At 65.2% G+C, this 13,635-nt stretch carries 13 protein-coding genes; all 13 read right to left on the reverse strand.

Going from position 1 to position 13,635, the window contains the following annotated elements; genetic code table 11:
- Positions 1 to 50 precede the first annotated feature (50 nt).
- The 13 genes from LJE63_12665 to nrfD all read right to left on the reverse strand — a co-directional run bounded on the left by LJE63_12665 (position 51) and on the right by nrfD (position 13,633).
- Positions 51 to 1,451, reverse strand: coding sequence for a DUF444 family protein (locus LJE63_12665; protein ID MCG6907458.1), 1,401 nt, complete (start codon positions 1,449 to 1,451; stop codon positions 51 to 53).
- Between the two features lie 100 nt (positions 1,452 to 1,551).
- Positions 1,552 to 3,612, reverse strand: a complete 2,061-nt coding sequence (locus tag LJE63_12670; protein MCG6907459.1) for a serine protein kinase PrkA — start codon at positions 3,610 to 3,612, stop codon at positions 1,552 to 1,554.
- Positions 3,613 to 3,834: 222 nt separating this feature from the next.
- The gene (locus LJE63_12675; GenBank protein ID MCG6907460.1) at positions 3,835 to 6,294 is read right to left on the reverse strand and encodes a cation-translocating P-type ATPase; all 2,460 of its coding nucleotides are present in this window, start codon (positions 6,292 to 6,294) and stop codon (positions 3,835 to 3,837) included.
- Positions 6,295 to 6,307: 13 nt separating this feature from the next.
- A complete protein-coding gene (locus tag LJE63_12680; GenBank protein MCG6907461.1) occupies positions 6,308 to 6,826 on the reverse strand; it encodes a c-type cytochrome in 519 nt (172 codons plus the stop codon).
- On the reverse strand, positions 6,827 to 7,054 hold the full coding sequence (locus LJE63_12685) for a hypothetical protein (protein MCG6907462.1): 228 nt from the start codon (positions 7,052 to 7,054) through the stop codon (positions 6,827 to 6,829).
- Position 7,055: 1 nt separating this feature from the next.
- Positions 7,056 to 7,331, reverse strand: a complete 276-nt coding sequence (locus tag LJE63_12690; protein ID MCG6907463.1) for a hypothetical protein — start codon at positions 7,329 to 7,331, stop codon at positions 7,056 to 7,058.
- Positions 7,332 to 7,368: 37 nt separating this feature from the next.
- On the reverse strand, positions 7,369 to 7,626 hold the full coding sequence (locus LJE63_12695; GenBank protein MCG6907464.1) for a hypothetical protein: 258 nt from the start codon (positions 7,624 to 7,626) through the stop codon (positions 7,369 to 7,371).
- An 11-nt stretch (positions 7,627 to 7,637) separates the two neighbouring features.
- On the reverse strand, positions 7,638 to 8,570 hold the full coding sequence (locus LJE63_12700) for a cbb3-type cytochrome c oxidase subunit II (GenBank protein MCG6907465.1): 933 nt from the start codon (positions 8,568 to 8,570) through the stop codon (positions 7,638 to 7,640).
- Complete coding sequence (locus LJE63_12705) at positions 8,567 to 9,937, reverse strand: cbb3-type cytochrome c oxidase subunit I (GenBank protein MCG6907466.1); 1,371 nt, start codon at positions 9,935 to 9,937, stop codon at positions 8,567 to 8,569. Before LJE63_12705 ends, LJE63_12700 begins: the two co-directional genes overlap by 4 nt.
- Positions 9,938 to 10,023: 86 nt before the next feature.
- Positions 10,024 to 10,536, reverse strand: coding sequence for a cytochrome c family protein (locus LJE63_12710; protein MCG6907467.1), 513 nt, complete (start codon positions 10,534 to 10,536; stop codon positions 10,024 to 10,026).
- 16 nt (positions 10,537 to 10,552) lie between these two features.
- Positions 10,553 to 11,761 (reverse strand): hypothetical protein, encoded by a 1,209-nt coding sequence (locus LJE63_12715; protein MCG6907468.1) that lies wholly within the window; start codon positions 11,759 to 11,761, stop codon positions 10,553 to 10,555.
- Between the two features lie 56 nt (positions 11,762 to 11,817).
- Positions 11,818 to 12,342: a DUF3341 domain-containing protein gene (locus LJE63_12720; protein MCG6907469.1), complete on the reverse strand. Its 525-nt coding sequence runs from the start codon at positions 12,340 to 12,342 to the stop codon at positions 11,818 to 11,820.
- Positions 12,317 to 13,633: a polysulfide reductase NrfD gene (nrfD, locus tag LJE63_12725; protein ID MCG6907470.1), complete on the reverse strand. Its 1,317-nt coding sequence runs from the start codon at positions 13,631 to 13,633 to the stop codon at positions 12,317 to 12,319. The genes LJE63_12720 and nrfD overlap by 26 nt, the downstream gene beginning before the upstream one ends.
- Positions 13,634 to 13,635: the final 2 nt, after the last annotated feature.

The raw sequence follows: 13,635 nt of genomic DNA on the forward strand, positions 1-13,635 counted from the left end.
GACTGAAGCCGGCCGGCCCCGTCGGGCCCGCGCCGTCCGCCGCGGCCGGCTCATTCCTCGGCGGTCAGCCGCTTGATGCCCTCGATCAGGCGCGCCTCGTCGGCCTCGGCCTGCATCACGTCCAGCCGCAGGCGCTTGCGCTGGGTGGTCAGCAGGCCCGAGTCCTTGAGGTATTTTTCCACCTCGGTCTTGCGGCCGGCGGCTGCGCCGTGCTCGGCGATGGTGACCCCCACCCGGTTGGCGTAGGCCAGCATCTTCTTCAGCTCCGGCACGGTGGTCTTGCCGTCGGTGTCCCAGTCGTCGCCGTCGGTGCCATGAAAGATGTAGATGTTGAAGTCGGGGATCAGGTTCTCCTTCTGGACGATCTCGTTCACCAGGCGGTAGGCCGCGGCCACCTGGGTGCCGCCGGCCACCCTGAGGTTGTAGTAGGTGTAGAAGTCGGGCACCTCGGCGGCCTCGGTGTCGTGCAGCACGAAGCGGGTCTGCACCTGGCGGTCGTACTGGTAGAGCAGCCAGCTGTAGATCAGGACGTGCTGGGTGACCACCAGCTCGGTGGCGCGCCCGGCCATGGAGCCCGAGTAGTCCCGCAGGAAAAAGATCATCGCCTGGGACTCGTAGTCCTTTTCTTTGGAGAGCACCCGGAAGACCCGGTCTTTAGGGGGGATCACAAAGCGCGCGGGATCGATGTCGCCCGGGTCGGGCACATTCCCCAGGCTGATATTGGTGCGCAGGATCCGGCGCAGGGTCGCCTTCTTGTCCAGGAGCTGGCCGAAGCCGCGGTGCCTGTCGGTCAGCTCGTAGGTGTAGCGCGCCAGGGCGCGTTTTTTGCCTTTGTCCATGAGGTTGGGCAGCTCGAATTTTTCCGTCAGGATGCGGCCCAGATCGTAGGCGCTGGATTCCAGCTCGTGGGCGCCGCCTTCCCCCTGGCCGGGACCCGCGCCCGCGCCGCTGCCCGGCTCGCGCACCGGCTCCTGGCCGATGACCTCGCCCTCCTGACCGTCGCCGCTGCCGCCGGAGGTGTCATCGGCTTCGGGGGACTGGGGGGCGTTGTCGTGGATCAGCTTCTCCTCGACGGTGGTGGGCACCACCACCACCTTGTCGCGGCCGCCTTTGCCGGGCTTGATCAGCCGGCCCACGTTGATCCTGCGCGGAAAGCCGTCCTTTTCACGCTGGCGGTCGCGTTCCAGGAGCTCGTCCAGAGAGCCGATGCGGGCGGCGTAGCCCGGCGCCAGGGCCGTGATCGCCTGCAGGCTTTCCAGGTCGTGGTGTTCATAGAAGCCCCGCACCGGGCAAAGGGGGATCCCGGCTGCGGCGTGCGGCGCCGGCAGGCGGTGCGGGCGGCGATCGTCGATCTCGGCCAGCAGGCGCCGCTCGGCCTCTGAAAGGGCCTCTTTGGCGCGCAGGGTTTGGCAGTAGGCTTCGAATTCGGGGTTCATGGGATCTTCACTCACCTCTGGCGGCGGTCTCTTTGGGCGCTGCCGCCGGTTAAGGGCCCCGGCAAAAAATGATTCCACATCTTGCTTGTCTTTTTGCCGCGACCCTGACTGCCGCTCAGGACTCGTCCTCCTGGGTGCAGAAGTACTCGATGGTTTTCTGGGCGCAGGTGCGGCAGTAGCCCAGCTTGTTGAGCATCGTGTCGATCATGCGGTCGTAGAGCTTCTGGTTCTCCTCGTTGGTGCGGTTGGCCAGCGCGCCGATCAGGCTGCCGGCGCCGGCGATGTCCGATTTCAAGCGCACGTCGGTGACCGCCTTGACCAGCTCCAGGTTGTCCATGAAGTCGTAATTCGGGTCGACGGAGATCTTCTGTCCGTAGATCTTGCGGATCGAGGTGCGGAAGGAGTCGCGCTGCTCTTCGGTCTTGAGCCCCAGGCGCTCCTCGACGCTGTTGATGTAGCGCTCGTCTACCTTGAGGGCCCGCAGCTCGCCGCTCTGGGGGTCCTTGTACTTCCACATGCGGTCGACTCCGAGGTTTTCGGCGTCGATGCCGATGATCATGTTGACGTAGTTCATGACGTCCTTGCGGATCGCCAGCGGCTCATCCATGTAGGCGTTGAACATCTCGGTCATGATCCGTTCGCGGTAGAGGCTCTTGGCGATCTTGAGGTCCTCCAGGAACTTGACCCGGTTGTTGGCGTCGGTAACATAGTCCAGGATCACGCGCTCCACCGCCCGGAAGATGTCGTAGGCGAACATGCAGCGCCCCTCGTTGGTCTCGGAGCTTTCCACCATGAGCTGCAGGGCGCGGCCCAGGTTGCGCTGGCCGAGGCCGCCCTGGCCGAAGCGCTTGGTGATGTCCGGCTCCTGGTTGAGAGTGTCGATCACCTCGGCCAGGGTCTTGATGCTCTTCTCGCCGGCCACCTCGCCTGCGGCAAGCTTCATGGTCTCCACCGGAGTCAACTTTTCCGAGCGCGCCAGACGCGTCAGCACGGCGGCCACCGAGGCCGCGTAGTTGAGGTTGGGGTCCTGGTGCAGGCTCTCGCGGGTCAGGGTGGTCTTGGCCTCGCTGCCGATGGCGTAGGCGGTCAGCTCGGCCTGGAGCTTGTAGTTGGTGTTGTGGGCGACGTAGCAGATCCGGCAGCGGTCGACGATGGGGGCCTCCTCCTTTTCGGAGAGGAACTGGTTGAACTCGGAGTTGTTGCTGGTGGCGATGATCAGGCTGTCGATGGGCCACTTGTAGCCGTCGATCTCGATGGAGCGGTTCTGGATCACCCCCAGGTAGACCTGCACGAGGTCCTTCTTGTTCTTGTAGATCTCGTCGCTGAAATGGATGCCGCCGCCGGCGACCCGCGCCAGGGCGCCGCGCCGCAGGTCGAAGCGGTAAGGGTTGTTGGTGTCGGCGATGTGCAGCAGGCGCTGGATCGATTCCTCACCCAGGAGGTCGACGGCCGAGGAGGTGATCTTGTCCTTGGCGGGGTATTTGCCCGTCACCGTGCCGAGGCTCTCGGTCAGGGGCACCGGCACGATCTCGACAAATTCCAGCATCTTCTCCAGGTCGCCGTCTGTGTGGTTGCGGATGTCGTTCCAGATATAGCCGCTGCAGGCCCCCAGGGGCCGGTAGTTCTCGTAGAGGGTGTCGATGGCCGCATCGCTGAAGCCGAAGGCGGACCCCAGATGCTCGCGGCTGCGGTCCGGGTCCTCGAAGAGATTCATCGCCAGTATCATGGGGTCCTCGTAGGTCTGGGACTCGATGGTGCGGATGCGGCCGTAGGTGCCCAGTTGGTCGATTTGGTTGAAGCGGAAGGTGTACTTGCGGTTGGGGGGCAGGGTCAGAAAGCCCCGGTAGCGCGCGCACAGAAAGTCCACCATGAAGGTCTTGCCGTTTCCCGGCTCGCCCACCAGCACGAAGGCCATCTCTTTGGAGGAGCCGCCTTCGGCGGCGTCCTTGACGTAGGAGACGAAGCTGTTGAGCTCGTCGTACATGCCGATGATGTGCTTTTTGCCGGTGCGGAAGATCTCGAAATCGTAGGTGGTTTTGCCGTTGACAACGACCTTGCGGATCTCCTTTTCGAGAACCATGCGGGTGACGGCCTGGAAGGCGTTTTCGAAGCTGCGCCGGCCTTCCTTGACGGCCGTCACGTGCTCCTGGAGGCGGTTGTTGCTGGGTCCTGTCATGTTTCCTCCCATGTTTGGGCGCGCTGTGGTCTGGCGACCCGCAGCGGCATCGCAATCGGATGGGTCCTGCCGGATGAGGGCCCGGCGGGGCCGGATGGGCAGGGGGGCGTGTTTTTCCCGTCGAGGCGCGTCGCTTCCGGCGGGGCGGGGCGGAACGATTTGGTGAAACACCCCTACTATAACTACGGGGGCTGCGGGCGTCAATTTGGCCTGCTGCGGCCCTCAGGCGGTCGGCCGCATCAGCCGCAGGGTGTTGCCGATCACCGTCAGGCTGCTTAGCAGCATGGCGCAGACGGCCACCAGGGGGGTCAGTAGACCCGACATGGCCACCGGAATGGCGATTAAATTGTAGATGAAGGCGCAGGCCAAGTTCTGTCGGATCTTGGCACTGACCCGCCGGCCCAGCCCCAGGAAGTCCATGATCTGGGCCGGGTCGCCGCGCATCAGGGTGATGTCGGCGGTTTCCCGGCTGAGCTGGCTGCCGGAGTGCACGGCGATCGCCAGCTGGGCCTGGGCCATGGCCGGGGCGTCGTTAACCCCGTCGCCGACCATGGCGACGCACGCCCCGCGCTCTTGGAGGGCCTTGACGTAATCGGCCTTTTCGTGGGGCCGCAAGCCCCCGGCGGCGGCCGGGATGTCCAGCCGCCGGGCGACCCGCCGGGTGGTGCCCTCCTCGTCGCCGGAGATCAGGGCCAGGGCGTAGCCCATCTGCTTGAGGGCCTTCAGGGTGTCCGCGGCGGACGGCCGCAGGGCGTCGCCGAATTCCAAAACCGCCGCCGGCCGGTCGTCCAGGGACAGGTAGACCCGCGATTGGGGGCTGTCCGCGTCGTCCGCTGGCCCCGGCGCCGGGGGGGGCGTGTCGCTGCCTGCAAACCGTGCGGAGCCGATGCGAACCGGGCGGCCCGCCAGGCGGGCGCTGATCCCGTCCGGGGAAGTTTTGCGATCCGTCAACGGCAGGTGCGCGAGGCCGTCGGCCTCGGCCTTGCGCTTTATCGCCGCCGCGATGAAGTGCGACTGGCCAGCTTCCAGCGAATGAGCCAGCTGCAGGGCATCGGCCGGGTTCATGGCTCCCGCCGGCCGTACCGCCAGCAGCCGCCAGCGGCCGTCGGTGACCGTGCCGGTCTTGTCGAACACCAGGGTGTCGATCTGTTGCGCCCTTTCGAAGGCCGAGAATTCCCGCACCAGGATGCCGTGCCGGCCCGCCACCGAAATTCCGGCCACCCGCGCCAGGGGGATGGCCACGCCCAGGGCGCAGGGGCATGAGATCACCAGCACGGTGACGGCGCGGACCATCGCCGCTTCAACCGTCAGCCCCAACCCCAGACACGCCAGGCCGGTCAGTAGGGCCAGGAGCACAATGGCGGGCACGAACCACTGCAGCAGACGGTCGGTGCGCCCCTCCAGAGGGGTCCTGGCGTCCAGGGCCTGTTGCATGATGGCGATCATCTGCCCCAGGGTCGAATCCGGGCCGACCCGCTCCGCCCGCAGGGTCAGGTCCCCCCGGATCACCCGCACCCCGCTGCGCAGGCGCTCGCCGGGTCTTTTGGCCAGCGGTTGCGGCTCGCCGGTGAGGGAGGATTCGTCGACCTCGGCGCTGCCCGAGAGGATCGTGCCGTCGGCTGCGACAACCTCGCCGGGCGCCACCTGGAAGCTGTCCCCCGGCTGGAGCATCTCGGCGGCCACGTAGCGCCCCCCGGGCGCAGCAGGCGTCAGCAGGCGCACCTTGGCCGGCTGGAGGGCGAAAAAATTGCCCAGCTCCTCCTGGACGGCGTCCTTGGCCCGGCGCTCCAGGGCTTTGCCCAGCAGCACCAGTGTGGTGAGCATCGCGGCGGTGTCGAAGTACAGGTGGATGCTGCCCAGGAGCAGGTTGTAGGTGCTGAAGCCGAAGGCGGCCAGGGCGCCCACGGCCACCAGGGTTTCCATGCCGAAATGGCCGGTCCGCGCCGCCGCCAGGGCTTTTTGGTAGATCGGCCCCCCGCCGTAGACCAGCACCGCACTGGCCATGATGAAGATCGGCCAGGAGATCTTGTGGACCGCTTCGGCCGCAAGGGCGCTGAAAAACCCCGTGTAAAGCGCGAAAGAGAGCATCATGACGTTCATCGTGAGAAAGGCCGAGACCCCGAAGCGGATGAACTCGCGCCGTCTCTCCCGGGCGGCCCCGGCCTCGTTGGGAAGCGCGGCGCGGTAGCCCAGCTTTTCGACGCTGCGGATGATCTCGGCCGGCGCGCTGCGCACCGGGTCGAAGCGGCATTGCAGCCGGTCGGTGGCGAAGTTGCATGCGGCCTCTAGGACGCCCCGCTGGCGGCGCAGGCTGTCCTCGATGACCCAGGCGCAGGCGGGGCACCACATGCCGCCGATCTGGAGGGAGAGTTGCAGCGTTGCGCCTTCACCGGTGGCGGAGGGTGGGGGCGGGGGTGGGGGTGGGGTCGCGGACCCCTGCTGGCGCCGGGCGAGGTCCGCCGCGTCGCGCGGGATGACGCCCATCTCCTGGCAGCGGCGGAACAGGTCGGTGTTGCGAAACTCGGCCGGGTCGCCCACTTCGGCGGCGGCCAGGAGCATGACGAAAACCTGGCGGCAGCCCATGCAGCAGAAATGGTAGCTGCGCCCCTCCAACTCGTGGGAAATGGTTCCGAAGCGCAGCGGGAGCCCGCACAGGTCGCAGGCCGCGGTGGTCTCGGGCATCGCGGTGCGGGGGTTAGTTGCGCAGCCCCAGGGACTTGACGTAGGCGACGATGCGCCAGCGGTCCTGGGCTTCGATGGTGGTCGCCAGCGGCGGCTGGCGCCCGCCGGGAACCCCGTAGCTGATCTCCTTGAAGATCAGGCCGGGTTCGGCTTCCTGGACTTTGGGGCTGCGCAGGTCCGTCGGCAGCGGGCTGAAGCTCTGGCCGACGGTGCCGTTGCCGTCGTGCTGGCGGCCGTGGCACTGGGCGCAGTAGGTGGCGTAAAGGGCTTCACCGGTCTCTATAACGACGGGGTCCTGCGGGCTGAAGGGGTTGAACAGGTCCGAGTCCACGGCGGCGCGCAAGCGTGCCTCGCCGCCGTCGACCGGCACGCTGCCGGCGGGCATCACCAAAAGCGGCTGCTCGTGGGGTTTGACCGCCGGGGTCTCCCACATCCGGCCCCACGGGAAATAGTGGTCAAAGAGGTTCAGCCCCTGGACCGCCACGACGGCCAGCACCGCGACGGCTGCGAAAAGAACGGCGACCTTTTTCATCTATTCCCCCTTCATGCCCCGGATGTGCTGGGGATAGGGGCCCGGCTGGTAGATGGCGTAGGGCGACTCGCCCGGAACGTCCAGCACGGGCCGGTAGTCCCAGCCGGGCTGGCCCCGGTCGGTCACCACGTAGAACGAGAAGAAGCCCTTGGCCAGAATGAGGAGCACCAGCAGGCCGACCACCGACCACGCGAATAGCGCCGATTCCTTGTGAGCCGCGTTTTCCATTTTATATTTTCACCTCCAGGATACCGGTGAAAAGGATGTAGAAGAAGGCCCAGGCCACCGTTCCGGCGATGATCAGGACCATGATCAGCGGAAAGGGCGCGTCGCGGTCCTCGATGCCGTCGGCGAAGCGGTAGGTGATGCGCTCCTTGCGGGCCTCGGCGTCCTTGCCGCTGAAATGCTGGTAGGCCAGCCCCACCCCGAAGACCACCATGAAGACCAGGGTGGGGAAGAGGTAGAGCATCACGTGCTGGAAATTGAGCAGATGAAAAAATCGCATGGGGGCTCCTTGCAGCCGGGGGTGCGGCCCCGGCCCGTCAGCCGTTGATGAGCGCGTAGACCAGCATCGCGGCGCTGGCCAGCAGGCCCGCCACCGCGAGAAGCGCCAGCGCCCAGGTCTCCAGGCGGCCGATGCGGCTGGTTGGGGCCGGGGCCCGGTCGGGTTCGTCCTCCAGGGGCAGAAAGCGCGCCCGTTGCTGCTCCCGGAACTGGCCGTTGTTGAGGGCCCACAGAAAGACCAGCAGCGAGAGCACGAACCCGATCAGGATATAGCTGGCGAAGTAGGGAAAGTACATGGTGTTCGTCTCTACGGCTCGTAGGCCGCATCGATCCCTCTGGGTTCCGTGTTGGCATCCGACTGGTTGATGAAGTAGACGGCCACGTAATTGCCGACTTCCCAGATTTTCTCCGATTCCAGCTCTTTTTTGAAATAGGGCATGGCCGTGCCCGTGATGCCGTTCATGATCTGGTAGTAGAGGATGCCGCCGGAAATCTCGCGGTTTTTGAGGATCGTGAAATTCAGCGGCGGCGGGTAGAGGTAGGGCTGGGCCGGCCCCATCCCGTCGCCCACCGGGCCGTGGCAGCCCAGGCAGAAATCCTGGTAGATCTTGTGCCCGCGCGCCAGCCCGGCCTCGGAGGTCGGGTAGGGGTTGGGCAGGTTGCGCCAGCCTTCGGGCACCGTTTCGGCCAGCCACGCCACGTTGGCCTCGGGGCCGGCCTCATAGGCCCGGATGGCTTCCTGCTTCCAGAAGCGCTGGCGCTCCATGCGGCGGTCGGCCTGTTTTTGCCCCAGCCCCTGGACATAGGCGGTCAGGTCTTCGAGGTTCTGCTGCCCCAGGTAGGCCACGGCCGGCATGATGGACAGCGTCCGGGTGTAGCGCGGGTTGGTGAAATGCGCGAGGTGCCAGTCGTCGGGGTGCTCGCCGCCCTCCTGGGAGAGGTCCGGTCCGGTGCGGGCCGAGCCCAGCAGGATCGGCTGGTCCATGATGTAGTCGCCGGCCTGGGCGATGCGCTCCGCCCCCAGGCCCCAGTCGATGGTCCGGATGGACTGGCTGTGGCAGTAGACGCAGCCGTTGGCGATGTAAAGCGCCCGGCCCCGGGCCTCCACCGCGCTGCGCGGGCGAAAGATCTCCGAGGGGTCCTCGGTCCGGGTAGCCCAGGGCATGTAGACCACCATGAAAACGATGGCTGCCAGAAGCAGCAGGCTGCCGATCACAACGGCCGTGGGCGTCATCTTCATCGGGCTTCTCCCGGGTTGAAATACAGGGTTCGCAGGATGTTATAAAGCCCCAGGACCGCCGAGGTGAAAATCATCAGCCCGAGCGACGCGCGGTAAACGTAGTAAACGTGGATCTGCGGGATCACCCGGTAGACGGTTTCGCCGTTGAGCCAGGCGTGCCCCTGGACCAGGCCGGCGATGGTCAGTACCGAGGTGAAGCCCACCACCCCGATCAGCACCATCCAGTACTGGAAATCGGCCAGGAAGCGGCTGTAGAGGGGTTTGCCGGCGATCCGCGGCAGGACGTAGTAGAGCCCGCCCAGGGCGATCATGCCGGCGAAGCCCAGCACCCCGACGTGGGCGTGGGCCACCACCCAGTTGTTGAAATGGGTGACCCGCTGGACCTGCGGCAGGGCCATCATCGAGCCCTGGATGCTGACGAAAAAATAGAGGATCGTGCCGGTGAAGACGAACTTGGCGCCGATGTCGGCGTGGATCGCCCCCAGCCGGCCGCGGGCGGTGTACCAGATGTTGATCAGAAAGGCCATCACCGGGATGACCATGGCGACGCTGTCCACGATGGAGATTACCTTGAGCCAGGTGGGCACCGGCACCTGGAGCAGGTGGTGGGTGCCGATGTGGGTGTAGACCACGATCAGCGACCAGAAGCCCAAAAGCGACAGGGTGTGGCTGTAGAGCGGGCTCTGGCAAGCCCTTGGGATGACGTAGTAGGCCACCCCGGCGGCCAGCGGGGTCAGCAGCAGGCCGAAGACGTTGTGGCCGTAAAACCACAGCAAAATGGCGTCGGGAATCCCCACCAGGGCGCCGCTGGTGGGCTGCCAGATGACGTTGCCGAGGCTGAAGGTCGCGCCGGTCAGCACCACCGCGGCGCACACGTACCAGACCGACACGTAGAGCACCGGCTCCCGGCGCTGCTTGACGGTCATGATCAGGTTGATGAAAACCAGCACAAAGAGCGCCACCACCAGCATGTCCACGGGCCAGATCATCTCGGCGTATTCGCGCCCCTGGCTGTGGCCGGCGGCCAGGCTGACCACCGCCGCCACCAGGGTCAGGTTCCAGAGCAGCACCGTGGCGAGGCCCAGTTTGTCGCTGTAGATCCGGGTGCGCAGCAGGCGCGGAAAATAGTAAAAAGCCGCCCCCAGCAGACCGGGGGTGACGAACCCGAAGAGCACCAGATTGACGTGGATGGGGCGGATCCGGCCAAACATCAGCCAGCCGATGTTTTCCGTCAGGTCCGGCGCAATCAGCTCGGTTGCACCCAACAGCCCCATGAAGGTGGCGACCACCAGCCACAAGCCCGAGGTGATGCAGAAGCCCTTGGCCGTCAGATACGGCTGGTCAGCGGTGTGGACATCGGTTGTCAATACGGCTCTCCTTTTTACACGTCAGCAGCGGCGGCTGCCGGCTGCATGGTCTGCAAACAGCGTTGCGCGGCCCTGGGCCGCGCGGCTCAGTTGTGGCACGCCAGCCAGCAGTCCAGGTTGGCGCCCCGCTCGCGGTGGCAGCCGATGCAAAATCCCATCATGAACCTCTGGCCCTTGAGGCGGTCCATGGTCTCCACCGCCCCGTGGCACTCCGCACAGGCCACGGCTTTCTTGATGTGCCGCTGATGGTTGAAAAAGACATGCTCGGGCACGTAGAAGACCTTGCGCCAGGGGGTCGGGGTGCGGGTGTCGAAATAGGCGTGTTCCTTGAGGATCTGGGGGTGGTTGGCGATGATGTAGTTGTGGCAGTAGAGGCACTTTTCCACCGGCGGAATGCCGGGATAGGTGGCGCGCCCCACGTAGGGGTGGCAGAATTCGCACTGGATCGCCTTGACCCCGCTGTGCAGCCGGTGGCTGAAAGGGATCGGCTGCGCCGGACCGATGTCGGTGGCCGGCGGCGTGTAGAAGAAATAGAGAAAGCCGACGATCAGCAGAACACAAATGGCTGTCCAGGCAATCGAGGTTCGGTTTGAGCTCAAGGGGCGGCTCCTGGTTTCAAGTCGTTTCCGGGGCCTGCGCCATGGCGATTTCAGGAAACAGGTCCATGAAATAGGCCAGTGCCAGGATCATCAGACTCATAAACCCCAGGGTGATCAGCGCCTCGCTCAGCCCCACCGGGATGGCCGCGGCGGCGCCATGGGCAAAGGCCGGGCCGATCAGCAGGAGGTGCTCCAGCCAGATGCCGGCGATGATCAGGGTGCAGAGCGCCATCATGATCACCGGGCGGGTCTTGATCTTCTTGTTGATCAAGAGGACGAAGGGGATGATGAAGGCCGCGGCGAAGACCGCCCATGCCAGCGGCTGCCAGGGCATGCGCATCACCCGCTCGATGACGTAGCTGCTCTCCTCGGGGATGTTGCCGTACCAGATGACCACCAGCTGAACGTAGAAAAAATCGCCCCAGACCAGGCAGAAGGCGAAAAACAGCTTGCCCAGGTCGTGGAACTGGCTGCTGCTCAGCCCCGCGGTCTCGCCCTGGTTGAGGCGCATCACCGCCGCCAGGATGATCAGCCCGCCCAGGCCGAGGTAGAAGGCCTTGACGAAGGTGTAGGCCCCGAAGAGGGTGGATATCCAGTGGGGGTCCATGCTCATCACCAGGTCGAAGCCGATCAGCGAAAGCACCACCGCAAAGGCGATGATGTAGAGCAGGCCGAAGACCGTCTTGCGCTGCTGCCAGCGCTCGGGGGCGTTTTGGAGCGCCGTCTGGCCCCGGGTGAAAAAACCCCGGATGCCGCGGTCCGCATCCCCCGGCACCAGCTTGGGCTTGAGGGCGTGGTAGAGGTAGCCGAACCCCAGGCCGTAGAGCAGCAATAGGCCGGCGCAGTCGCGCCAGAAGAGAAACGGCACGTTCAGCCAGACCTCCTTGCCGTGGAGGTCCTCGTGCAGCCACGGGAAGATGTGCTCACTTCCCAGGAAGAGCCCCAGAAAGAGCACGAAGGACAGGGGGAAAAAGGCGGCGAAGGCCTCCGCCAGGCCCGAGAGCCGGCCGGTCCAGCGGGCCTTAACCAGATGCATGAGGGCCGAGAAGAGCAGCCCCCCCTGGGCGATGGCGGACCACACGAGAAAATTGATCAGGTAGGCCTGCCAGGCCCGCTGGGGGTGCCCCCCGACCAGTTGAAGGAGAAACGTCAGCAGGGCGACCGCCGTCAGCAGAGCACCGCCGAGGATCAGTGGTTTGTTTTTGAGCGATAGAACCGGCTTCATGGCACCTTAAACCCCGTGCGGGTGTGTCGGTTGGCTGCCGGCAGGGGCCCCTGCCTTCATGCTTCGAAAACCCGAGCTTGGCCGCCTTTGCGGCGGAAATAATCCTCCAGTTCGGCCTGGCCGTCTTCGCTGCAGGCCGCCAGAACACCGAAATGGGAGCCCGAGCAGCGCGGGTCGTAGTGCTGGAGACCCCCGTAGTCCGGCAGGTCGGTCTGGGTGATCAGGCCGATCACGTTGCCGAAGACGGCGAAGAGGATCGTGAATTCGAAGCCCACGATAAAAAAGGGGATCAGCGAGACCACCGGTTTGCCCGAGACGATCAGCCCCCAGCGCGTGGCGGTGAAGATCGCCAGCAGAAAACCGGTGAAAAAGCCGATGATCCCGCCGGCCAGGGTGAACCAGCCGACGGCGCTTTTCTTGACCTTCAGCACCTGGGCCAGCTTGTGGCTGGGGATCGGGCTGTGGACCCGGGCGAGCTTCCAGGGGGTGTTGGGCAGGTCCGCGGCCACGGCCGCCGCCTGGTCCTCGTCGCTGAAGAGCCCCATGACATAGCGTTCAGCCGGCATGCGGTCCTCCTTCATGGAGGGTTTCCTTGATCTCGGTCATCGAGACCGACGGCAGGTGTTTGACGAACAGCAGGAAGAGAAAGAAGAACAGGCAGAAGCTGCCGAGCATGATGCCGAACTCGATCGCGGTCGGCGCGTAGAGGCCCCAGGCGTGGGGGATGAAATCGCGCGCGACGCTGGTGATGATGATCACGAAGCGCTCGAACCACATGCCGACGTTGACCAGCAGGGAGAGCCCGAACAGCCAGCGGATCGAGGTGCGGATCTTTTTGAAGAAGAACAGCAGGGGGATTATGGTGTTGCAGACCACCATGATCCAGAACCCCACCCGGTAGTCGCCCAGCATGCGATAGCGGAAGACCTCAATTTCCACCGTGTTGAAGCTGTACCAGGCGATGAAAAATTCGGTGGCGTAAGCGAACCCGACGATCATGCCGGTCAGGATGATGGTCTTGGCGACGTTTTCCAGCACATCGACCGTGATGATCTTTTCGTAGTGGAAGATATGCCGCAGCGGGATCATCAGGGTCAGCACCATCGCCAGCCCCGAGTGGATGGCGCCGGCCACGAAATAGGGCGCGAAGATCGTGGTGTGCCAGCCGGGCACCACCCCCAGGGCGAAGTCCCAGGAGACCACGCTGTGGACCGAAATCACCAGTGGCGTGGCCAGGGCCGCGAAGAAGAGGTAGCCGCGGGTGTAGTGGCGCCACTGCTCGTGCTTGCCGGTCCAGCCAAGCGAGATCACCGTGAAAACCTTTTTACGCAGCCCGGTGGCGCGGTCGCGCACGGTGGCCAGGTCGGGTAGCATGCCGGTGTACCAGAAGAGCGAGCTGACCGTCAGGTAGGTGCTGATGGCCACCACGTCGAACATCAGCGGTGACTGGAAATTGGGCCACAGGGTCCGCTGGTTGGGGTAGGGCAGCATGTAGTAGACCGCCCAGACCCGCCCCAGGTGGATGAAGGGGAAAAGCCCGGCCGTGCAGACTGCAAACACGGTCATGGTTTCGGCGGCGCGCGCGATCGGGTTGCGCCAGCCGGCCCGAAAGAGGTGCAGGATCGCCGAGATCAGGGTGCCCGAGTGGGCGATCCCCACCCAGAAGACGAAGTTGATCAGGTAGGTGCCCCAGGCCACCGGGTTGTTCTGGCCGCCGACCCCGATGCCCACGAAGATCTGGTAGAGCCAGCAGGCAGCCCCCAGGAGAATGCCCCCGGCCAGCACGGCGACGGCCGCCCAATAGCCCGGCCGGGGCTTCTCCAGGGTTTGCAGGACTGTCTGGTCGATGGTCGCGTAAGTGAGCTCTGACATGT

Source organism: Desulfobacteraceae bacterium (assembly GCA_022340425.1).
Taxonomy (GTDB): Bacteria; Desulfobacterota; Desulfobacteria; order Desulfobacterales; family JAABRJ01; genus JAABRJ01.

Bases quoted from the DNA above. Each gene is read 5' to 3' on its own strand.
- LJE63_12680 (MCG6907461.1), bottom strand. From the start codon at position 6,826: ATGAAAAAGGTCGCCGTTCTTTTCGCAGCCGTCGCGGTGCTGGCCGTC.
- LJE63_12685 (MCG6907462.1), bottom strand. From the start codon at position 7,054: ATGGAAAACGCGGCTCACAAGGAATCGGCGCTATTCGCGTGGTCGGTG.
- LJE63_12695 (MCG6907464.1), bottom strand. From the start codon at position 7,626: ATGTACTTTCCCTACTTCGCCAGCTATATCCTGATCGGGTTCGTGCTC.
- LJE63_12715 (MCG6907468.1), bottom strand. From the start codon at position 11,761: ATGAAGCCGGTTCTATCGCTCAAAAACAAACCACTGATCCTCGGCGGT.
- nrfD (MCG6907470.1), bottom strand. From the start codon at position 13,633: ATGTCAGAGCTCACTTACGCGACCATCGACCAGACAGTCCTGCAAACC.
- LJE63_12700 (MCG6907465.1), bottom strand. From the start codon at position 8,570: ATGAAGATGACGCCCACGGCCGTTGTGATCGGCAGCCTGCTGCTTCTG.
- LJE63_12675 (MCG6907460.1), bottom strand. From the start codon at position 6,294: ATGCCCGAGACCACCGCGGCCTGCGACCTGTGCGGGCTCCCGCTGCGC.
- LJE63_12720 (MCG6907469.1), bottom strand. From the start codon at position 12,342: ATGAAGGAGGACCGCATGCCGGCTGAACGCTATGTCATGGGGCTCTTC.
- LJE63_12690 (MCG6907463.1), bottom strand. From the start codon at position 7,331: ATGCGATTTTTTCATCTGCTCAATTTCCAGCACGTGATGCTCTACCTC.
- LJE63_12670 (MCG6907459.1), bottom strand. From the start codon at position 3,612: ATGACAGGACCCAGCAACAACCGCCTCCAGGAGCACGTGACGGCCGTC.